This is a genomic window from Microvirga sp. jy35, assembly GCF_056148915.1.
This window is the reverse complement of sequence record NZ_JBWBEW010000001.1, coordinates 207,844-228,751: the sequence shown is the minus strand read 5'-3', so window position 1 is coordinate 228,751 and position 20,908 is coordinate 207,844. Positions and strand designations below refer to the sequence as shown.

15 protein-coding genes are annotated in these 20,908 nt (G+C 64.9%); 8 read left to right on the top strand and 7 right to left on the bottom strand.

Going from position 1 to position 20,908, the window contains the following annotated elements:
• The first annotated feature begins 107 nt into the window (after positions 1-107).
• Together AC0QTX_RS01040 and AC0QTX_RS01035 are read left to right on the top strand one after the other, a co-directional pair.
• Positions 108-350 (top strand): hypothetical protein, encoded by a 243-nt coding sequence (locus tag AC0QTX_RS01040; RefSeq protein WP_474601952.1) that lies wholly within the window; start codon positions 108-110, stop codon positions 348-350.
• Between the two features lie 318 nt (positions 351-668).
• Positions 669-2,804 carry a PAS domain-containing sensor histidine kinase gene (locus AC0QTX_RS01035; protein ID WP_474601951.1) on the top strand — a complete coding sequence of 712 codons (2,136 nt, stop codon included), beginning with the start codon at positions 669-671 and terminating at the stop codon, positions 2,802-2,804.
• Positions 2,805-3,086: 282 nt separating this feature from the next.
• Here the strand turns inward: AC0QTX_RS01035 and AC0QTX_RS01030 are convergent, their stop codons facing one another.
• On the bottom strand, positions 3,087-5,222 hold the full coding sequence (locus AC0QTX_RS01030; RefSeq protein ID WP_474601950.1) for a M10 family metallopeptidase C-terminal domain-containing protein: 2,136 nt from the start codon (positions 5,220-5,222) through the stop codon (positions 3,087-3,089).
• 218 nt (positions 5,223-5,440) lie between these two features.
• On the opposite strand from AC0QTX_RS01030, the gene dnaG reads away from it, so the two are divergent.
• From dnaG to AC0QTX_RS01015, 3 genes are all read left to right on the top strand, one after another.
• Entirely contained in the window at positions 5,441-7,333 is a 1,893-nt protein-coding gene (gene dnaG / locus AC0QTX_RS01025; protein WP_474601949.1) for a DNA primase, read from the top strand.
• A gap of 194 nt (positions 7,334-7,527) precedes the next feature.
• On the top strand, positions 7,528-9,525 hold the full coding sequence (rpoD, locus tag AC0QTX_RS01020; RefSeq protein WP_474601948.1) for an RNA polymerase sigma factor RpoD: 1,998 nt from the start codon (positions 7,528-7,530) through the stop codon (positions 9,523-9,525).
• Between the two features lie 78 nt (positions 9,526-9,603).
• A complete protein-coding gene (locus tag AC0QTX_RS01015; protein ID WP_474601947.1) occupies positions 9,604-10,071 on the top strand; it encodes a DUF1801 domain-containing protein in 468 nt (155 codons plus the stop codon).
• Positions 10,072-10,152: 81 nt separating this feature from the next.
• On the opposite strand, the gene AC0QTX_RS01010 is transcribed toward AC0QTX_RS01015, so the two are convergent.
• On the bottom strand, positions 10,153-11,268 hold the full coding sequence (locus tag AC0QTX_RS01010) for a serine hydrolase domain-containing protein (RefSeq protein ID WP_474601946.1): 1,116 nt from the start codon (positions 11,266-11,268) through the stop codon (positions 10,153-10,155).
• Between the two features lie 190 nt (positions 11,269-11,458).
• Between AC0QTX_RS01010 and AC0QTX_RS01005 the strand changes: the two genes are divergently transcribed.
• On the top strand, positions 11,459-12,733 hold the full coding sequence (locus AC0QTX_RS01005; RefSeq protein ID WP_474601945.1) for a dicarboxylate/amino acid:cation symporter: 1,275 nt from the start codon (positions 11,459-11,461) through the stop codon (positions 12,731-12,733).
• A gap of 70 nt (positions 12,734-12,803) precedes the next feature.
• On the opposite strand, the gene AC0QTX_RS01000 is transcribed toward AC0QTX_RS01005, so the two are convergent.
• On the bottom strand, positions 12,804-14,009 hold the full coding sequence (locus AC0QTX_RS01000; RefSeq protein ID WP_474601944.1) for a CAP domain-containing protein: 1,206 nt from the start codon (positions 14,007-14,009) through the stop codon (positions 12,804-12,806).
• 296 nt (positions 14,010-14,305) lie between these two features.
• Between AC0QTX_RS01000 and AC0QTX_RS00995 the strand changes: the two genes are divergently transcribed.
• Positions 14,306-15,505, top strand: a complete 1,200-nt coding sequence (locus AC0QTX_RS00995) for an MFS transporter (RefSeq protein WP_474602082.1) — start codon at positions 14,306-14,308, stop codon at positions 15,503-15,505.
• Positions 15,506-15,834: 329 nt separating this feature from the next.
• Here the strand turns inward: AC0QTX_RS00995 and AC0QTX_RS00990 are convergent, their stop codons facing one another.
• From AC0QTX_RS00990 to AC0QTX_RS00980, 3 genes are all read right to left on the bottom strand, one after another.
• Positions 15,835-16,599 carry an isocitrate lyase/PEP mutase family protein gene (locus tag AC0QTX_RS00990; protein ID WP_474601943.1) on the bottom strand — a complete coding sequence of 255 codons (765 nt, stop codon included), beginning with the start codon at positions 16,597-16,599 and terminating at the stop codon, positions 15,835-15,837.
• A gap of 8 nt (positions 16,600-16,607) precedes the next feature.
• Positions 16,608-17,663, bottom strand: coding sequence for a bifunctional transcriptional activator/DNA repair enzyme AdaA (locus AC0QTX_RS00985; RefSeq protein ID WP_474602081.1), 1,056 nt, complete (start codon positions 17,661-17,663; stop codon positions 16,608-16,610).
• 107 nt (positions 17,664-17,770) lie between these two features.
• On the bottom strand, positions 17,771-18,391 hold the full coding sequence (locus AC0QTX_RS00980; protein WP_474601942.1) for a TIGR02466 family protein: 621 nt from the start codon (positions 18,389-18,391) through the stop codon (positions 17,771-17,773).
• A 171-nt stretch (positions 18,392-18,562) separates the two neighbouring features.
• On the opposite strand from AC0QTX_RS00980, the gene AC0QTX_RS00975 reads away from it, so the two are divergent.
• Positions 18,563-19,738: an adenylate/guanylate cyclase domain-containing protein gene (locus AC0QTX_RS00975; RefSeq protein WP_474601941.1), complete on the top strand. Its 1,176-nt coding sequence runs from the start codon at positions 18,563-18,565 to the stop codon at positions 19,736-19,738.
• Here AC0QTX_RS00975 and AC0QTX_RS00970 read toward each other — a convergent pair.
• The gene (locus tag AC0QTX_RS00970) at positions 19,726-20,766 is read right to left on the bottom strand and encodes a glutathione S-transferase family protein (RefSeq protein ID WP_474601940.1); all 1,041 of its coding nucleotides are present in this window, start codon (positions 20,764-20,766) and stop codon (positions 19,726-19,728) included. The genes AC0QTX_RS00975 and AC0QTX_RS00970 overlap by 13 nt on opposite strands.
• Positions 20,767-20,908: the final 142 nt, after the last annotated feature.

Below are 20,908 nucleotides of genomic sequence, written 5' to 3'. Positions count from 1 at the left end.
TGGCCCTTGCCTGGGAACCCGCCTTGGGGATCGGCCGTCTATCAGGGAGGTTGATGTCATAATTTGGATGACGAGCCGCTAAGGCTCGTCGGCAGGAGCGTGCGCGGATGAACAAGGGATTTGGCGTGACCGTAACGGTGCCGCAGCCGGACGGCCAGGAACCCAAGATCGCCCCTTTGGTGGTTGTCGCCCGGGACGAGCGGGATGCCGAGCTGGTTGCCTCGCAGGCGGCGGGGCCGCATGCCTCCGCCGAGACCCTGCGCGAGCTCACGGACGAGGAGGTTGCGGCCTATGATCTCGATCTCCAGGCGCATGGCAGCGCGAAAGTGCTGCCCATCCTCAACCTGTAGCCCTGCTGGGACGAGGGCGAACGGCCGCAGCGACCGGAACCAACGGCTTATGTTCAAGTTCAGGCATTGCTGCTAGGGAGATTGCGAGTTCCCCTCAACCCCTCCCCAATGACCCTCCAGTGATCATCGCCGCTTCCCTGCCACCAGAATGGACACCCGTCGTCGCGGCTGGCTTGGGACAGGGCCAGGGCTTCCACACAAGCGACGGACAGGGCGCTCGCGACCCGATCGGGTCGCGAGGCGTCCGGCAGGAGAGCCGCCCCGACGGGGGAGATCATGTCACTGGTGAGCGCGATGCACGGTAAGCCCGAAGCTCCCATGCGTTCCCCAGGAGAGGTCCCGACTGACCGCCTGCAATTCTTCTTTCAGCAGGCGCCGGGGATGATCGCCATCCTCAGCGGGCCGGATCACGTGTTCGAGTTTGCCAACGCGGCCTATCTCGGTCTCGTCGGCAGGCAGGAGGTGACCGGCAAGCGGGTGCGCGACGTGCTGCCGGAACTGGAAGAGCAGGGCACCGTGGCGCTTCTCGACAAAGTGTATGCGACAGGGGAGCCGTTCATCGGGCGCAGGATGCCCGTCGCATTCCGACGACGGGCGGACGCTCCGGCGGAAACCCGGTACATGGACTTCGTCTATCAGCCGGTGGTGGACAGCCTGGGTCATGTGACAGGCATCTTCGCCCAGGGCTTCGATGTGACCCAGCAGGTTGAGACCGAAGCGGCCTTCAGCGAGAGCGAGGCCCGGTACCGGCTCTTCTCGGAGGAGACCCGGGAGGGCGTGGTTGTCCACAACGGCGAGGTCATTCTCGACTGCAACCCGGCCTATGCCCGCCTCTTCGGTTACGGCAGTGTCGCCGAGGTGATCGGGCTGCCCAGCACGGCTTTCGTGACGCCCAGGAGTGAAGCCCTCCTTCAGGAGAAGGGGGCCGTCGGCAATGAAGAGCCATACGAGATCGAGGCGATCCGCAAGGACGGGTCCATTTTTCCGGCCGAGTTCGTGGGCCGACCCAGCACGTGGCAGGGCCAGAAGGTGCGGATCGGACTGGCGCGCGATCTGACCGACCGCAAGCGGCGCGAGGCCGCGCTGCGGGACAGTGAAGCTCACTTCGCGGCGATCTTCCATCAATCGGCAGCTGGACTTTCGGAAGTCGATCTGACGGGGCGCTTTCTGCGCGTAAACGACCGCTTCTGCGAAATCTCCGGCTACACGCGAGAGAAGCTTCTGAGCGGCCGGCGCATGCAGGACATCACCCATCCTGACGACCTGCCCGAGAACATCCGCCTTTTCAAGCATGCCATCGCATCCGGCGAACCGTTCGAGATCGAAAAGCGCTACATCCGACCGGACGGCTCGGAGGTCTGGGTCAGCAACACCGTGACCTTGATCCACGACGTGGCGGGGCATCCGCAGACAATCGCATCGGTGAGCCTTGATCTCACGGCCCGCCGGGAGGCCGAGTCCGCCCTGCGCCAGAGCGAGTCCCGCCTTCGGCTGGCCCTCGATGCCGGCCGGATGGCCGTGTGGGAAAGCGATAACCGAACCGACACGGTCACGACCTCCCCGGAGCTCAACCGGCTTCTCGGCTTTCCCGAGGATGCGTCGCCGTCCATCGAGGAGATCAGGGCCCGCTATGCGCCGGGGGCTCAGGAGCGGCTTCGGGCAGCCGCTGCCGCTGCGCTCGGACGGGGTGAGCGCTATGCCGAGGAGGAGCTCGAGATCATCTGGCCGGACGGTTCCCGTCACTGGATGCTTCTCAGGGCGGACCTAGAGGTCACGCCGGGAGAGGAAGGGGCCGTTTACATCAAGGCGACGGGCGTGGCCTTCGAGATCACCGAACGCAAGCTGTGGGAGGAGCGCCAGCGCCTGCTGATCAACGAGCTGAACCACCGGGTCAAGAACACGCTCGCCACCGTCCAATCTCTGGCGGCTCAGAGTTTCCGCGATCTGGGGGGCACCAGCGGGCCGAACTTCACGGCCTTCCAGGAGCGCCTGTTCGCCCTGGCCCGCGCCCATGACATTCTCACCCGCGACAACTGGGAGGGGGCCGAGCTTCGCGACATCGTGGGCGAAGTGATCGAGCCCTATTGCCGCCAATCCAGCGGGCGCTGCGACATCGAGGGACCTCGTGTTCGATTGACGCCGAGCATGGCCCTGGCCCTGTCCATGGCCGTGCATGAGCTTGCGACCAATGCGGCGAAGTACGGGGCCCTGTCGGTCTCGACAGGGCAGGTTTCGATCTCGTGGTCGGTCATGCCCGGTGAGCCGAGACAGCTGACCCTGTGCTGGCAGGAGCGGGGAGGGCCGCCGGTCGCGCTGCCCGAGCGCAAGGGGTTCGGCACGAGGCTGATCGAACGGAGCCTGGCGCAGGAACTCGCCGGCGAGGTGAGCCTTGCCTACGTTCCCACGGGGGTTGTCTGCACGGTCAGGGCTCCGCTGCCTGACGGCATGGCTTAGCGCATCGCGCGGCGCTCCGGGTCGCGCCGAACGATGCGCTCGTGGAAGTCAGGATCGTGGCCTGGGGATCGGGGTTGAATGCCGTGGCTTGGGAGCCTCCACGAGCCGGAACCGTACAGGAGCCGATTTCCAGCTTGAAGGCAGTTGCAAGGAGACATCGCACGCCGTGAAGAGGCTTTGCCTCTCCGCGTTCCTCACCTCGAAGACGTAGCCGGGGCGCTCCAGCTGCGGGCAATCCTTCCACTGTTCGAAGTCAACCCACTCGCTCACGGCTCTCTCCCGTCAGAGATAAAAATCCGCCGACTTCAGTGACGGGACATCCGGAAGCCTGATCCGGAAATCAGCCAGTCTGTCGCCATCGACATCACCGGACAGCATACCGTCACGGAAGTTCAACTGCCTGGCCTCGCCCGTGAAGGCATTGCCGCCGATGAACGAAAACGCCTGGTTGCCCGACACCTTCGCATGGGCATCGATGTTCCGCAGATCGATCCTGTCCGTGCCGGATATGAAGTCCAGGATCGTGTCCGGTGCAGTCCTTGCGGTTTCGCCCGTAGACTTGAACACGAAGAGATCAGCCCCTGTTCCGCCGGTCAGGATGTCGCCCCCCGGGCCGCCATACAGGGTGTCGCGGCCGCTATGGCCGTAGAGCACATCGGCTCCAGAGCCGCCCTCGAGATGATCGTTGCCGCTGCCGCCTTCGAGCCGGTCGGCGCCGCCGCGTCCGTAGAGGGAATCCGACCCAGAGCCGCCGATGAGCACGTTTGCGGCGCCGTTGCCCTTCAGCACATCGGCATAGGCGCTCCCCGTCAGGTTCTCGATGCTCACATAGCGGTCCCCGGAGGCATCCCGCCTGTTCCCCGACGATCCCGCCAGGTCGGCCGCGACGCCAAGCCGGGCTGTGGCATAACTGGCCGTGTCCGTTCCTGCGCCGCCATCGAGAATGTCGCGACCCGCCCCGCCGATGAGGACGTCGTCGCCGTCCTGGGCGTAGATGGCGTCATTCCCGGCCAGGCCGTTGATCTGATCGTTTCCGGCCGCGCCATCGAGCCGGTCGGCCGCGCCGGTGCCGGTGAGCACGAGATCCTGCCTGGCCGAAGGATTCTCCGTAACCGGCGGTTCGTCCGTTACGGGCGGTTCGTCCGCTACGGGTGGCTCGGTCGTCATCGTCTGGCTGGCTGAGGTCAGCTCCGCGAGAGAGTAGATCCTGTCGCTGAACTGGACCGTCTCGATGTTCCGGAGGAGGTCCTTGCCGTCCGGCGCGCCTGTGCGCAGGTCCGCCACCTGCAGCGAGCCATCGGCCAGCAGGGTGACCCGGTAATCCGAGCGCCGGCTGCCCCAGACGGCAGTATCGCTGCCGGCGCCTCCGTCCAGCAGGTCGTCGCCCTCGGCGCCGGTGAGCCTGTCGTTCCCGGCATTGCCCCTCAGCGTGTTCGCAGCCTGGTTGCCAACAAGCGCATCCGCGCCCGTTCCGCCAACGGCATTCTCGATGAGCGCGCGCGTGTCGCCCTGGTGGAGCAGGGCGTTGGCGATGTTGCCGGCGGCAAGGCGCGTCCCGTCATAGCGCAGCTTGGCGAGTTGGCCCGGGGCCGTTGTGGACCAGCCTCCGGGCCGCAGATCGACCTTCAGGTTGGTGCCGTAGTTCGAAAAATCATAGGTGTCGTTGCCGCCGCCGTCCCAGATCGTCAGCAGGATCCTGTTGCCGCCGGGGGCTCCCTGGCCGACGCCATCGATGAACATCTCGCCGGTGGAGGTGCTCCAGGTATAGGTCGTGCCGGCGCCGTTGGTGGCATAGTTGGCGCCGTAGAGGTGCTGCAGGGCGGCGATGTCGAGCATCATCAGCGACTGGGCATACCCCCAGGTCTCGTTGACGTAGCCGCGCGTCGTCGAGGCGCCGATATGGGAGCGGTAGCTCATGACCGTGTACTCCATGGAGTCGCGGTCCGCCGGCAAGCCAGCCTCGTGGGGATGCTCCAGCCCGAGGGCATGCCCGATTTCATGAATGAAGGTCAGGAAGGCGTAGTTGCCCTTCACGGGCTTGCCGTACGCGCCGCTCGACTTGTTGAACCAGGCGTCGCCGCCCTCGGCTGCGGCGCTCGGATAATAGGCCCATGCGGTTTTCGGCAGGTCGGACAGGCCGAAACGCAGGTCGGCATGAGCGGCTGCCGTCTCGGCGATTTCAGTAAAGGTGAGGTTCGCCACGGAGGCGATCATCGACAGGGCGGTTCGGGTGATCGCCTGCTGAAGGGGGCTGAGAACGCCGAAGCTGGCGGTTTCTCCCTCTCCGTAGGACATGCCGTAGAGGGAGGCGTCCGTCGGAAAGCTGTAGGTGAAATCGTTGACCGCCCATTTCAGGTTTCCAAGAAGGCCGTCAATGTAAGCGTCGCCAGTCGACTTGATTGTTGTAACAGCGGGCATCGCCCCAAGCTCCAAAAGAACTTTGTTGTTGTTCTTGCAATGCCTTCAGGCTGGCACAGGGCTGTTAAGAATTCCGCACCGGTCGGATCGTCGACTTAGGTTTGCCAGGGAAGAAGAGGCCGCCTGTGGATTATGGGCAAAGAAAAGCTTGACCGTTCGCTTTCTTTCTTCCCCGCCACCGCCCTAGGTTATGAAACAGGTTTGGAGATTCACGCCTCGTGCGCTACCCGCCCCAGATCCTCGAAGAGATCCGCGCCCGCCTGCCGACCTCGGCCGTCGTGGGCAAGCGCGTGCGCCTCAAGAAGGCCGGGCGGGAATGGAAGGGGCTGTCGCCGTTCAACGCGGAGAAGACGCCGAGCTTCTACGTGAACGACCAGAAGCAGTTCTACCACTGCTTCTCCTCCGGCAAGCACGGAGACATCTTCACCTTCCTGATGGAAACGGAGGGGCTGTCCTTTCCCGAGGCCGTGGAGCGGCTGGCCGGCGAAGCGGGGGTGCCCCTGCCCAAGCTGTCCCAGGAGGATCGGCAGGAGGAGGTCAAGCGCAAGAGCCTCTACGACGTCATGGAGCTGGCGGCCGCGTTCTTCGAGACATCGCTGCAGGACCGGGGCGGGACCAAGGCGCGCGACTACCTTGCCGGCCGTGCCTTGAGCCGGGACACGCAGGCGCGCTTCCGCATCGGCTATGCCCCCCCTGAACGGTTTGCCCTGCGGGACCACCTCGCCGGCAAGGGCGTGTCCATCGACATGATGGCGGAGGCGGGGCTCCTGATCACGGGCGAGGACGTGAAGATCCCCTACGACCGCTTCCGCGACCGGGTGATGTTCCCGATCTGCGACCCGCGCGGCCGGGTCATCGCCTTCGGCGGGCGCGCCATGAGCGCCGACGTGCCGGCCAAGTACCTGAACTCCCCCGATACCCCGCTCTTCAACAAGGGGCGGCTCCTCTACAACTACCATCTCGCCCGCCAGCCGGCCCATGACCGGGGCACCGTGATCGCCGTGGAGGGCTACGTGGACGTGATCTCGCTCAGCGCCGCGGGCTTTCCCCATGCGGTGGCGCCGCTCGGCACGGCGCTCACGGAGGACCAGCTCACCCTGCTGTGGCGCCTGGCGGAGGAGCCGATCCTCTGCTTCGACGGCGACAAGGCCGGCCAGCGGGCGGCCTACCGGGCCCTTGATGTCGCCCTGCCGAACCTGATGCCGGGGAGATCCCTGCGCTTTGCCATGCTGCCCGAGGGGCAGGATCCGGACGACCTCGCCCGCGCCGGCGGGCCTGCCGCCGTCGAGCGGGTGCTCGGCGCGGCCCGTCCCCTGGTGGACGTGCTCTGGACCCGGGAGCTCGAGGCCGGGCCCCTCGATACGCCCGAACGGCGGGCGGCTCTGGAGCGGCGGTTGCGCGAATCACTGGCCCTGATTCGCGACGAGACCCTGAAGAAATACTACCGGGAGGAGGTGGAAAGCCGCTTGGCGGCTCTGAGTCCCGACACCCGGCCCAACCGTTTCAATCGCCAGGGCGGTGGCCCACGGCGGGATTTCCAAAAGCCTCAGCCGATGACGCCAAGCTCCCGCCTGAGCGTCTCGCCGATGCTTGCCCGCAGCGCGCTCTTTGCCGGGGGGACGGCCGAAAGCCCCCGGGAGGCGATGATCCTCTGCACCTTCCTGGCTCACCCGGAGCTTCTGCAAAATCATGCAGAAACCCTTGCAGACCTTGAACTTGAACGCCGCTCCACCCAAATGCTGCGTAGTCTCCTGCTCGATGGAGCGGCGAGCGGCGAACCGGCCGACCTGACGGTTATGAGGGCACGCCTCGAGCGGGCCGGTCTGACGGCCGAGGCCGACAGGCTGACGGCTCTGGTCCGTCCCGGCGACCGGTGGATGCTGGATCCTCATGCGGACCCCTTGCGTCTTGAGGACGCATTGAGGCAAGCCATCACCTTGCATCGCCGCGCCCGCACGTTACATAGCGAGCTTCGAGCAGCCGAGCGCGCACTCGCCGAAGATGATAATGAGGCCAATCTCGCCTGGCTGCGGGAGGTCCAGAACCAGCTGTCTTCCGTCGAGGGTGCCGAGGCCGACATGGACGATGCAGGGATCCCCGGGGGTCACTGATGGTCCGGATTTCAGAATGCGGCATGCAGGGCGGCTGCCACAGTTTGAGCAGGAGATGGTTAACGGTTAGTCAGCGACTCACTGTTTATAATCGGGAATGAATTTCGGGTGGCGGAGCCTTCAAGGCTGGCCGCCCTTTCGCGCAGCGCAGGTCCTGTAGGGGGGATAGGCGGGGCGCTGGAGTTGAGCAAAGCATGGCAACGAAGACAACCGGCGGCGACGAAGGCGATACCACGACCACCGAGCAGCAGACCGACGGGCCTCTGCTCGACCTGAGCGATGCCGCCGTCAAGCGGATGATCAAGCTCGCGAAGAAGCGCGGCTATGTCACCTATGACGAGCTGAACGAGGTCCTGCCTCCCGAGGAGTTCAACTCGGAGCAGATCGAGGACGTGCTCGGCCAGCTCTCCGAGATGGGCATCAACGTCGTCGAGTCCGAAGAGGCGGAAGAGGGCGAAAAGCCCGAAGCCGAGGAGGAGGAGGCCGAGGGCGGCGATCTCGTCGAGGCGTCGCAGACCCGCGCCGTTGCCGTCCGCGAGACCACGGCCAAGGAGCCGACCGACCGCACGGACGATCCGGTGCGCATGTACCTGCGCGAGATGGGCTCCGTGGAGCTTCTGTCCCGCGAGGGCGAGATCGCGATCGCCAAGCGCATCGAGGCCGGCCGCGAGGCCATGATCGCAGGCCTCTGCGAGAGCCCGCTGACCTTCCAGGCCATCATTATCTGGCGCGACGAGCTCGTCGAGGGCCGGGTGCTCCTGCGCGACATCATCGATCTCGAGGCCACCTATGCGGGGCCCGACGGCAAGGGTGCGCCCAAGGTCGACGCCCTGGGCGAGGGCGAGCCGGAGGAAGGGCCCCCCGAGACCGAGGAGGGCATGACCCCGCCCGAGGGCGATCTCGACGACGACGACATGGAGAACAACGTGTCGCTCTCGGCCATGGAGGCCGAGCTGAAGCCGCGCGTTCTCGAGACCTTCGACTCGATTGCCGACAACTACAAGAAGCTGCGCCGCCTGCAGGTCGAGCATGTGGAACAGCGCATGCAGAACAAGCAGCTGACCCCGGCCCAGGAGCGCAAGTACAAGGAGCTCAAGGCGGATATCGTTGCGTCGGTGAAGTCGCTGTCGCTGAACAACAACCGCATCGAGGCCCTGGTCGAGCAGCTCTACGACATCAACAAGCGCCTCATCTCCCATGAGGGCCGCCTGATGCGCCTGGCCGAGAGCCACGGCGTCGCCCGCGAGGAGTTCCTCAAGCACTACCAGGGCTGGGAACTCGACCCGAAATGGGTGCTGCGCGTGTCCAAGCTCGGCGGCAAGGGCTGGAAGGACTTCGTCGCCAAGGCGAAGGACGGCATCCACGACCTGCGCGAGAACATCCACAATCTGGCGAGCGAGACCGGCCTGGAAATCCAGGAATTCCGCCGCATCGTCATGATGGTGCAGAAGGGCGAGCGCGAGGCCCGTCAGGCGAAGAAGGAAATGATCGAGGCGAATCTCCGCCTCGTGATCTCGATTGCCAAGAAGTACACGAACCGCGGCCTGCAGTTCCTGGACCTGATCCAAGAGGGCAATATCGGCCTCATGAAGGCGGTCGACAAGTTCGAGTACCGGCGCGGCTACAAGTTCTCGACCTATGCCACCTGGTGGATCCGGCAGGCGATCACCCGCTCGATCGCCGACCAGGCCCGCACGATCCGCATCCCGGTGCACATGATCGAGACGATCAACAAGATCGTCCGCACCTCGCGCCAGATGCTGCACGAGATCGGCCGCGAGCCGACCCCGGAGGAGCTGGCCGAAAAGCTCGCCATGCCGCTGGAGAAGGTGCGCAAGGTCCTCAAGATCGCCAAGGAGCCGATCTCCCTTGAGACGCCGATCGGCGACGAGGAGGATTCGCACCTCGGCGACTTCATCGAGGACAAGAACGCGATCCTGCCCATCGACGCGGCGATCCAGAGCAATCTTCGTGAGACCACGACCCGTGTGCTCGCCTCGCTCACCCCGCGCGAGGAGCGCGTGTTGCGCATGCGCTTCGGCATCGGCATGAACACCGACCACACCCTCGAGGAGGTCGGCCAGCAGTTCTCGGTGACCCGCGAGCGCATCCGCCAGATCGAGGCGAAGGCCCTGCGCAAGCTCAAGCACCCCTCGCGGAGCCGGAAGCTCCGGAGCTTCCTGGACAATTAAGCGAATTCAAAAGGCGGCCTCCAGGCCGCCTTTTTTCTGATACGAAGCGCGTCCGCACGTCGCCACCGGGGTGAGCCAATGACAGACCCTGCGCTCAAAAGGCCGTCCAAGACACCGGCAAAGGTCACAAAGACGATCGAGGCGAAGCCGGTCCTTCTCTCGGGCGGCAATCCGCAGATCGCGAAAGGCTATGGCGACACCCCCGTGCAGGCCTATATCGACGCCATGCCGGGCTGGAAAAGCGATACCGGGCGCCGCATCGACACGCTCATCGTGCGCACCGTTCCCAACCTGAGCAAAGCCGTCAAATGGAACTCGCCGTTCTACGGTGTCGAAGGCCAGGGATGGTTCCTCAGCTTTCATTGCTTCACGAAATACATCAAGGTGGCTTTCTTCCGCGGCACGTCGCTGGATCCTGTCCCTCCCGGCGGGTCCAAGCAGAAGGAAGTGCGCTACCTCGACATCCATGAGGATGATCGGTTCGATGAAGCTCAGTTCGCCGCCTGGGTGACGCAGGCCAGCCGATTGCCCGGCGAGACGATGTAAGCAGTCAACGCACGCGAAAGCGACGGCAGCGAGCAGGGCACAGGCGATCTTTGGGCCAGAGTTCCGGGAGAGATCAGGCGCCTAAAGCGGTTTCTCGGACGGCTGCGGATCCTTCGGTTCCAGGCTGCCGGTGGTGTCCTCCCGTTTCGGCAGCAGAGCCGGCACGATGCCGTCCGCCACAAGCGCGTGGAGCTGGCCGATATAATTGTCCTCCCGCGACGGCTCCGTGGAACCGGAGGTCATGACGATGGTCAGGCCGAGGCTCGAGATCACGTAGAGCATCTGCCCGCCGAAGCCCCAGGCGTAATGAGCCGTGTGCCCGTGCATGTCGCGCATGAACCAGCCATAGCCGTAACGGTCGCCCGTGAAGGGCGAAGCCGTGCGCGGCGTCCAGGATTCCCTGATCCAGTTCTCCGGCACCACGCGCCTGCCGTCGATGGTGCCGCCCTGGCGGTACATCTCGCCGAAGCGGTGAAGCGCGCGCGGGGAGAGCGCCATCTCGTTGCCGCCGAGATAGATGCCCTGCGGGTCGCGGGTCCAGGGCGCGATGGTGATGTCCAGGGGCTCGCCCAGCCACTCGCGGGCAAGCTCCAGGGTGCTGCGCCTCGAGGCGCGCGTGAGCGCGGCGGAGAGCAGATGCGTGCTGCCCGTCGAATAGAGCATGCGTCCGCCCGGCTCATCGACGAAGGGGCGCCCGAGAGCGTCACGCACCCAGTTGCCGCTGCTGATCCAGGCGCCGTAATTGCGGCCAGAGGTGCGCTCCAGCCCGGCCCGCATGGAGAGCAGGTGCCCGATGGTGATCTGCCTCACGCGCGGGTCGGCATCAGGCGGGATGCTCCGGTCGAGGATCGACGCCACCGGCTGATCCACTCCCTGCAGGACTCCGCGCTCGATGGCGATGCCGACGAGAGCCGACATGACGGTCTTGGAGGCCGACTTGATGTTCGTCGGACGATCGAGCCTCGCGCCGCCGAACGCCTGCTCCGTCAGCACGGCTCCGTTATGGGAGACGATGAGCGAGCGCAGGTTCGGCAGGTCCCCGGCCCGCCGGACCGTCTCCTCGATCAGCCGGGCGTCAGGGGCAGCTGGCGGAGGGGAGGCGGGTTGAGCCCCCACGCCGACACTGCCGGCAACCAGAAGCAGGAGCGACAATCCAGCCTTTCGCAGGCCGAGATGCAGAAGAGGGGGCGTGGTCAATTCGGGTATCCTGCTGCTGTCCATCAAGACCCGAAATGGACCCGCGTTCCCCGGCCACAACCCGCCACACACCTTTGTGAGCCGCACTCATCCATGCGCTTGAGCAGCCTCAGCCCTGCGCCTGCGGCATTTGTGCTCCGCCTGACTAAAGATTATTTGCAATTATCTTCGTAAATATGAGGCAATTCACATGTTGCAATCGTGGTTTACCCGCCCGCTCTGGCAGCGGGTCGCGGTGGGCTTTGCCCTCGGCATTCTCGCGGGCGTCCTCGCCGGGGAGCAGGCGGCCGTCTGGTTCAAGCCACTCGGCGACATCTACCTGAACCTCGTGCGGATGATCGTCATCCCGCTCGTGTTCTTCACCATCACGTCCAGCGTGGCGAAGCTCGCAGAGGCCGGCAACGTGGCGCGTCTCGGCCTGCGGACCCTGTTCTGGTTCGTCGCCACCTCGGCGATCGCCGTTCTGGTGGGCATCGCGTTCGGCCACCTGATCGACCCAGGCCTTGGCCTGTCGAACCTGCCGCTCGGCGAGGTGAAGCCGCGCACCATTCCTACCCCGCTCGAGGTGCTGATCGGCATCGTGCCGACGAACCCGATCAAGGCCATGGCCGACACCAACGTGCTGCAGGTGCTGTTCTTCTCCGGCATCGTCGGCGCGGCTCTCGTGTCGCTGGGCGAAAGAACGGCAGGCGTTCGCAGCCTCGTCGACCAGGGCGCCGCGCTCGTGTTCCGCATCACCCGCTGGGTGCTGCAGCTCACGCCCATCGGCACCTTCGGGTTGATCGCCTGGGTGGTCGGGCGCTACGGCCTGTCCTCGCTGCTACCGCTCGGCAAGTTCATCGCCGCCATGTATCTCGCCTGCCTGTTCCACATCGTCGTGGTCTATGGCGGTCTGCTGAAGCTGCACGGCCTGAAGGCGGGCCGCTTCTTCCGCGAAGCGCTGCCGGCGATGCAGATGGCCTTCGCCACCTCGTCGAGCCTCGCCACGCTGCCGATGTCCCTGCGTGTCGCAGTGGAGAAGCTCGGCGTGCCGCAGAGCTATGCGAGCTTCGCGGTTCCGCTCGGCGCTAACGTGAAGATGGACGGCTGCGGGGCGATCTATCCGGCCATCGCGTCGATCTTCATCGCGCAGTATTTCGGGCTCGATCTCACGGTCACGCAGTATGTGCTCATCGGCCTCACGGCAGTTCTCGGTTCGCTCGGCACGGCCGGCGTGCCCGGCACCTCCATCGTGATGCTGACGCTCACCTTGAGCACCGCCGGCCTGCCGCTCGAGGGCATCGGCTACATCATCGCCATCGACCGCGTGGTCGACATGATGCGCACGATGACCAACGTCACCGGACAGGTTCTCGTGCCCGTGCTCGTGGCGAAGGAGGAGGGCATCCTCGATCAGGCCGTCTATGACGGCGCCATCGAGACGCGCGCTCCCGTGCGGGAGACGGTTCTCGTCGCGGCCGAGTAGGGATCGCAACGGCCGATCAGCAAAAAGGCGGGCTCACGGCCCGCCTTTTTCTTTGTCGAGGGGGGTGGACTCAGAACAGGAAGTCCGAGGCGCCGATCAGCGCGACCTTCACGTTGAGCAGCGCGATCGACTGGCCATCGGCCTTGATAATCACGTCATCGGCCACGCCGTCGCCGTCGCGGTTGCCTTGGGCGATGCTGAGTTCACCAAAGCTCAGGCCGTTGCCGCGCAGATCGATACGGTCGGTGCCGTTCGCGAAGTCGGTGATCTTGTCGGCGCCCCATTTGCCTTTGAAGCGGAAGCTGTCCGCATTGGACCCGCCGGTGAGGATGTCGTTGCCGCTGCTCCCGTTGAGCCTGTCCTTGCCGCTTGCGCCGGAGAGCCGGTCATTGCCGCTGTCGCCCACGAGCGTGTCGCTGCCGGTGCCGCCGTAGAGCTTGTCGTTGCCAGCCTTGCCGTAAAGCTTGTCGTTGCCGCCCAAGCCCTTGATCGTGTTGGCGCCCGCAGTGCCGGAGAGCGTGTTGGCCGCCGCCGTACCGTTGATCGGGCTGCTGGCGGTTGTGCCGCCTGTCGGATCGATGAGGTCGAGCTTCACGTTGGCGCTGCCGATGGTCACCTGCTTGGTGACGGAGGCATAGCCGCCGCCTGAGAACGTGACCGTATAGGTGCCGGCCCCCAGGGCCAAACCGTAGCCGCCCGAGCTCCCCGTCGTGGTCGTGTATTTGGCTCCGCCCGCCCCGACCGCCGTGACGGTGAGGCCGCCCAGCTCTTCACCGATGTCGTAGAACCGGTCGCCGTCCCTGTCGTCCATGGCAACCCCGGTCAGGAAGGCCTTGGTCCCCGAGCGGGCGAAGTTCTGGGTGACGAAGGCTGCGTCCCATGTCAGATAGCCGCCGGTCTGAAAACCGATGCCGATCTCCTGATATTTGCCGTTGAGGATGTTGGCCTTGTGGCCCGGGCTGTTCATCAGGTTGGTGTGCAGGAGCTCCACCTCGTCCTGCAGACCGGACGGTCCCCGGAGGCTGGCCCAGGCGATGTTCTCGCCCGATGTCCAGGATCCCGTGAAGCCATAGCCGGACGAGACCATCCGCTGGTGCGGGGACGAACCGCCGGATCCCGTGTGGTTGAAGACATCGGCCGAGATCATCCAGCTGCTGTGAGCGTCCGCCGATTCGTTGAGATTCCCGTTGAAGGCGAGCGGCTGGACACCGGACTTTGCACGCTCCCGGTTCACCAGTTCGAGCATCAACTGCTCATAGGACGTGGCTAAAGACATGAAGTACCCCTTGTTCCTTATGACTTGTCCCGGTTGCCGGACTTATTGCTTGGTTTCCCGGTCCTAGAGTTCAAATGGGAAAAAGTTGTGACATTGCGATATAATGTTGCACGAAATCATCTATTCGGCAGGAACAGGAATTTTGCCCCGCCTGGGCTGTAGCCCTGGATTGCAGCATCGGCAGGGGATCGGCATCCTGTTTTGGGCTATAGGAGGATCGGAAACGCTGCAGAAGGTCCGAGCCCTTGAGCTTGGCCGATAACAAAGAACGCCCGATGGACACCAAATCACCCGCCATGACAGCTGCGCCTATCCAATCCCCGGCGGAAAGGGTTGCGGTGCCCATCCTGGCTGCCATCAGCGTGTCCCACATGCTGAACGACCTGATCCAGTCGCTGCTTCCGGCGATCTACCCGATCCTGAAGGACAATTACCGCCTCGATTTCGGCCAGATCGGCCTGCTGACGCTCACCTTTCAGATGAGCGCATCACTGCTGCAGCCGCTGGTCGGCACGTTCACGGACCGCAGGCCGCAGCCCTTCTCCCTCGTGGTGGGCATGGGCTTTACCCTCATCGGCCTGCTGACGCTCTCCCAGGCGCATTCCTATTCGCTGCTGCTCTTAGGCGCGGCCCTCGTCGGGATGGGCTCGTCAGTCTTCCATCCGGAATCCTCCCGCGTCGCCCGCATGGCATCCGGCGGACGGCATGGGCTCGCGCAATCGGTGTTCCAGGTCGGCGGCAATGCGGGCACCGCCCTGGGGCCGCTGCTTGCGGCCTTCATTGTCGTGCCGTTCGGACAGGGCAGCATCGCCTGGTTCTCCGCGGTGGCGCTGCTCGCGATGCTGATCCTGTTCGCGGTCGGGCGCTGGTACCGGGACAGGCTGGTGGAGCTGAGGGCGAAGCCGAAAGCGGCGCCGAAGACGTCACCCGTGTCGCGCAGGCGCATCGCCGTGTCGATCACGATCCTGATGCTGCTGGTGTTCTCGAAGAACTTCTACATGGCAGGGCTCACCAGCTACTACACCTTCTACCTGATCGCGAAATTCCAGGTGTCGGTGCAGGATGCACAGGTCTACCTGTTCATCTTCCTCGGGGCCGTGGCGGCCGGCACGCTGCTCGGCGGCCCGGTCGGCGACAGGATCGGCCGACGTTACGTGATCTGGATTTCGATCCTCGGCGTCCTGCCCTTCACGCTCCTGCTGCCTTATGCGGGCCTGTTCGGGACGGCGGTGCTCAGCGTCATCATCGGTGTCGTGCTGGCCTCCGCGTTCTCGGCCATCCTTGTCTATGCGACGGAACTCGTGCCCGGCCGCGTCGGCATGATTGCCGGACTGTTCTTCGGCCTGTCCTTCGGCATGGGAGGTTTGGGCGCTGCGGCTCTGGGATATCTCGCGGACGCGACGAGCATCGAGACCGTCTATAAGGTCTGCTCGTTCCTGCCGGCCATCGGGCTGCTCGCCTACTTCCTGCCGAAGATCGAGAAAGCGCGTCTCTGAGAGGTTCCGCGGATCTTCCCTGCGTCCTCTTCCTGAGAGTTTGGCTCATCAAGGACATGGCAGATGCTTCCCCCCTTGCGGGGTGGGTTGGTCGCGCAGCGACCGGGTGGGGTTCGGAAAGTCAGAGTGCTGCGCCTGACGAAGATTGGCTATGCATTCCTGCCACGTCATCACCGGCCTTGTGCCGGTGATCCCGATTGGAGAAGCGCCGTGCTTTTCAGGATCGGGATGGCCGGGACAGGCCCGGCCATGACGGGAATGTTTCACCCGGCTGCACCACCCCCACCCCTGCCCGCAAGGGGGAGGGGAAAGCAGCACAAAGCGATCCCTCAGAGCAGGGCTGCCCTCGCGGCGCTCTCGAGCGCCTTCATCATCAGCCGATAGGGACCCGGCCCATGGCTGATGCGGGCGACGCCGAGTTCCGCGAGGCGCGCAGCCGAGGGCGCCGATGCGCTTGCCATGATGTTGACCGGCAGAGGCGAGCCTTCGACCACACGCGCAATCAACGCCTCATTGACGAGGCTCGGGACGAACAGCCCGTCGGCCCCGGCATCGGCATAGGCACGTCCGCGCTCGAGGGCCTCCGCCACGAGACCTTCATGCATATCTGCCGAAGCGATGAGGAACACGTCGGTGCGCGCATTGAGGAAGGCAGGAATGCCGAGCCTGTCGGCGGCGTTCCGAGCAGACTTGAGCCGCGCAGCCTGCTCCGCAACCTCGCGCAGGGGGGCGGTTTCCTGTGAACTGTCCTCCAGATTGCAGCCGATGGCGCCGGCCTGCAGAGCGCGGGCAACGCTTGCACCCACGTCCTCGGGACTGGCTCCATAGCCGCTCTCCAAGTCGATGGTCACCGGAAGATCAGTGGCCGCTGTGATGCGCTCCAGATTGTCTAGGGCGAGATCGAAGGGCATGTGCTCGCCATCCTCGAAGCCATGCGCGGCAGCAACGGACCAGCTTCCGGTCGCGAGCGCCTTCGCGCCGCTTGCCGCGACGGCTTTGGCGCTGCCTGCATCCCAGACATTGAACAGGATGATCGGATTGCCCGGAACGTGGAGCGCCTTGAACGTCTGGGCCTTCGTGACTTGATCGGACATTTCTAACCTCACGTCTGCGATTGTGCCGTTGTCATTCGCCGCTCGTGCTCGAGCAGCCATTGCTTGCGCCAGATCTTGCCGCCGTAGCCGGTCATGGATCCGTCGGCGCCGATCACGCGATGGCAGGGAACGATGATCGCCACCTGATTGGCGCCGTTTGCTCGTGCCACCGCCCGTACTGCACTGGGACGGTCCATCGCGCGGGCGAGCGCCCCATAGGTGCATGTCTGACCTGCCGGAATCTGCCTGAGAGCAGTCCAGACAGTCGCCTCGAAGGGCGTTCCCTTTTGAACGATGGGAACAGTGAATTCCGCCCGCTGTCCGGAGAAATAGTGCTCGACCTCACCGGCCAGCCTGTCGAGCATCGGGTGATGTCCGAAGCGGATCGGCCCGACACGCTCGCGCAGCTGCTTGATCTCATTGGGAAGCGCCTTCCGCTCGGCGAATTCGAGCAGGTGGATGCCTGCATCGTCCGCCACGGCGAGCATCGCGCCGATGGGGGTGTCGAGCCACTGAGCCGTGAGGATCTGGTGCACCGTCATGCGGATTGGGGCGTCGCCGATAAGCCTGCTGACGGCATCGCGAAAGCCGCTGCCGGATTCGTAGCCGGCATCGAGCTGGGCCTCCATCACCGAGCCTCCCTGCTGCAGGGTATCGACCGCAAGACCCAGCCGCTGCGACCGGGCATACTGCGCGAAGGTGACCCCGTATTCGCGCTTGAAGGCGCGGCGCACGGTCGAGGGATCGTAGCCCAGCGCCTTCAGGTCGCCCGCGCTCCAGCGCCTGTCGGGCTCGGCCTTGATCCGCTCCCTCAACGTGTGGAGAGCCTCGCTCACAGGCGGCTTGATGTCGAGAGGCCTGCAGCGCAGGCAGGGGCGAAAGCCCGCCTCCTGGGCCGTGTCCCTGCAGGCGAAGAACACCACGTTGGTGCGCTTCGGCTTGCGGGCCGGGCAGGTCAGCCGGCAGAAGATGCCGGTCGTCTTCACGCCCACATAGGCGAACCCTTCATAGGAAGGATCCCGGGCGATCAGCGCGGCAAAGAGGATGTCGTCGTCACGAAGCATGGGCATGACGATGTTCTAGCGCAGGAGCCGGACCCGTGTCGCCGGAAACGAGGCGTCTATTTTTCTTTCAACCCGCCTCTGGAGCGGCAACGTCCGCCCCGATGCTCCTATTGCCAGGAATAGTTGAAGCTGATGCTGATGCGCTCAGACTCGGCCTCGTTCAGGGGCACCTCGTGGCGCAGCCAGCTTTCCCACAGCAGCACAGTGCCGGGAACGGGCTTCATATAGGCGAACTGCCGGTTCTCCGGTTTGGCCTTGGCCTTGCGCGGCGGGGCCGCCATCATGAAGCCGAGGCGCGGGTCCTCGAGCTTGAGGGCGCTTGCCCCCTCCGGGATGGTCACGTAGTAGGTGCCGCTGATCACCGAATGCGGATGGATGTGCGAGGTATGGATGCCGCCCGGGGGCAGGATGTTGATCCAGAGGCTGTCCATGACGAGCTTGCGGCCCTGGAGATCGTATTCCAGCTCCTTGGCAAAGGCCGCCACGTGCTTGTCGATTTCCTTCAGAAGGTCGCCGAAGACCGGGACGCGCCAAGGCAGGTCGTTGAGGGAGGCGTAGGACGTATAGCCCGGATAGCCGTTCTTGGCGCACCAGCGCTGGCCGGCCTCGTCGTCCTCGGCAATGGATAGGCTGGCGGCCTCCAGCTCGGCATTGCGCTGTTCAGCTTTGGTGCCGGTCATCTCGGCCCGGTAGACTTTGGTGACGAAAAGGGTATCGATGCTTGCCATGGCTCGGCTCTGTACGGGGTCTGGCCCCTTGTCGAAATGATTGCCCGGTTGAGGCGCATATCAGCTTTCCCGGGCAAATGCCTCCCCTGACTTGAAGGTTTCCCGGGGACACCACACCTTGGCCCTATGACTCTGCCTTCCGCCACAGCCTTCCCGGATGACCTCTCGACCATGGCCAAGAGCCTGGACACGGAGAGCCTGTCGCGCGTCGTCGCCCTGCGCGACTGGCTCGTCACCATCGGGGCCCGGATGGAGGATTCGAACGAGGTCCTGACCGGGTTCCTCAACCGGCTGATCGATCTGGGCCTGCCCATCGACCGGGCCGTCTCGGCCATCGAAGCGCTCCATACGGAATATGCCGGCATCGGCCGGTTCTGGACCCGTGAGGAGGGCACGGTCGTGCGCTACCTGCCCCATGGCGACCGTCGCGAGTCCATCTACCAGGCCAGCCCATTCGCCTACGTGAACCGCACGGGCGAATGGCTCATCCTCGATCTGGACGAGGCTCCCGACGATCTCTTCCCGGTCGTTCCCGAGTTGAAGGAGGCCGGCTACCGGCAGTACGTCACGGTCCCGATCCTGTTCACCAACGGTGCCGAGAACGCGATCTCCTTCGCGACCCGGACGCCGGGCGGATTCGGCCGGCGCGAAGTGGCGATCCTGCGTATGGTGATGCCGTCCTTCGCGCTCGTCACCGAGCTGCGCGCGACCAGCAACCGCCTCGATCAGGTGCTGCGCATCTACGTCGGCGACGACCCTCACAAGGCAATCCTCTCCGGTGCGATCCAACGCGGACAGGTGACGCGCATCCGCTCGGCCATTCTGTTCGCCGACATGCGCGACTACACGCATATCTCCTCGACCCTGAGCCCCGAGAGCGCGGTCGAGCTGCTGAACACCTATTTCGACTGCCTCGTGCCGCCCATCGAGGACGAAGGCGGCGAGGTTCTGAAATATCTCGGCGACGGGGTTCTCGCCATCGTCCGCGACAAGGGCGACGACACGGGCGGCGCGGCGCAGGCGGCCCTGACCGCGGCCACGCATGCGCTTCGCCGCATCGAGGCGGCGAACAGCGAGGGGCGCTTTCCCGTGCCGATCAGCGTGGGCTTCGCCCTGCATCATGGCGATGCAGCCTATGGCAATGTGGGTTCCGGGCAGCGTCTCGATTTCACCGTGATCGGACGCGACGTGAATCTCGCAAGCCGCATCGCCGAACTGAACAAGCGTCTGGGCGAGCCGCTCCTCATGTCGAAGCCCTTCGTGGAGCACCTGTGGGGCAATCCTTCACCGCTCGGAGCCCATGCGGTGGAAGGGTTTGCTGAAGCGATCGAGGTCTACCGGCCCTGAAGCCGCTCGCGCCCGTGAGGCGCCGCGAGGTCCAGCACGGGCCCGGCCGGCACGATGCCGGTCGGGTTGATGTTCCTGTGGCTCTCGTAATAGTGCCCTTTGATATGAGCCATGTTCACGGTCTCGGCGATGCCGTCCGTCTGGTAGAGGTCGCGGAGGTAGCCGGACAGATGCGGATAATCCGCGATCCGGCGCAGGTTGCACTTGAAGTGGCCCACATAGACCGGGTCGAAACGCACCAGGGTGGTGAACAGCCGAATGTCGGCCTCGGTGAGTCTGTCGCCGCACAGATAGCGGCGTGAGGACAGGCGCTCGTCAAGGAAGTCGAGGGCCTCGAAGAGCGGCCGCACGGCTTCCTCGTAGGCCCGCTGCGTCGTCGCGAAGCCCGCCTTGTAGACCCCGTTGTTGATGCTGTCGTAGATGCGCGTGTTCAGGCTGTCGATCTCAGGGCGCAGATCCTCGGGATAGTAGTCGCTGGGCTTTGCTCCGATGCCGTCGAAGGCCGCGTTCATCATGCGGATGATCTCGGCGGATTCATTGTTGACGATGGTGCCCTTCGCCTTGTCCCAGAGCACCGGCACCGTCACGCGTCCCGAGTAGTCGGGCTTGGCGGCCGTATAGACCTGATGCAGATAGCGGGCGCCATGGACGGGGTCCGGGACGACGCCGGGCCCGTCCTCGAAGGTCCAGCCGTGCTCCAGCATGCGCCAATGCACGACGGAGACGCCGATCATCGCCTCCAATCCCTTGAGCTTGCGCACAATCAGGGTGCGGTGCGCCCACGGGCAGGCGAGGGACACGTAGAGGTGATAGCGCCCGCTCTCGGCCCCGAACCCCCCTTCGCCAGTGGAGCCGGGGGACCCGTCAGCGGTGACCCAGTTGCGGAACACCGCGTTCGTCCGCACGAAGCGCCCGCCCGTGCTCTTGGTGTCGTACCACCGGTCCTGCCAGACCCCGTCGACAAGCAGCCCCATCTCTTCCTCCACCGCCAGGAAACCAGACAGATGGTCGTTTCCGGTGAGGTTCAAGGGGAACGTCCGACACCTCAGGCATGCGACAGCCGCAACCGGAGGGGCAGGGCAAAACCGGCTTGACGGGGGACGCGATGTATTACAGGAACAGGGCAGGGGCCGGCCTCTTCCGACCCCACCCTCAGGGTGACGAAAGCTT

Excerpts from the sequence above, each read along its gene's own strand:
- AC0QTX_RS01035 (WP_474601951.1), top strand. The coding sequence starts at position 669 with ATGCGTTCCCCAGGAGAGGTCCCGACTGACCGCCTGCAATTCTTCTTT.
- AC0QTX_RS00980 (WP_474601942.1), bottom strand. The coding sequence starts at position 18,391 with ATGGCAAGCATCGATACCCTTTTCGTCACCAAAGTCTACCGGGCCGAG.
- rpoD (WP_474601948.1), top strand. The coding sequence starts at position 7,528 with ATGGCAACGAAGACAACCGGCGGCGACGAAGGCGATACCACGACCACC.
- AC0QTX_RS01015 (WP_474601947.1), top strand. The coding sequence starts at position 9,604 with ATGACAGACCCTGCGCTCAAAAGGCCGTCCAAGACACCGGCAAAGGTC.
- AC0QTX_RS00995 (WP_474602082.1), top strand. The coding sequence starts at position 14,306 with ATGACAGCTGCGCCTATCCAATCCCCGGCGGAAAGGGTTGCGGTGCCC.
- AC0QTX_RS00990 (WP_474601943.1), bottom strand. The coding sequence starts at position 16,599 with ATGTCCGATCAAGTCACGAAGGCCCAGACGTTCAAGGCGCTCCACGTT.
- AC0QTX_RS01040 (WP_474601952.1), top strand. The coding sequence starts at position 108 with ATGAACAAGGGATTTGGCGTGACCGTAACGGTGCCGCAGCCGGACGGC.
- AC0QTX_RS00975 (WP_474601941.1), top strand. The coding sequence starts at position 18,563 with ATGGCCAAGAGCCTGGACACGGAGAGCCTGTCGCGCGTCGTCGCCCTG.
- AC0QTX_RS00985 (WP_474602081.1), bottom strand. The coding sequence starts at position 17,663 with ATGCTTCGTGACGACGACATCCTCTTTGCCGCGCTGATCGCCCGGGAT.
- AC0QTX_RS01030 (WP_474601950.1), bottom strand. The coding sequence starts at position 5,222 with ATGCCCGCTGTTACAACAATCAAGTCGACTGGCGACGCTTACATTGAC.
- AC0QTX_RS01000 (WP_474601944.1), bottom strand. The coding sequence starts at position 14,009 with ATGTCTTTAGCCACGTCCTATGAGCAGTTGATGCTCGAACTGGTGAAC.
- AC0QTX_RS01005 (WP_474601945.1), top strand. The coding sequence starts at position 11,459 with ATGTTGCAATCGTGGTTTACCCGCCCGCTCTGGCAGCGGGTCGCGGTG.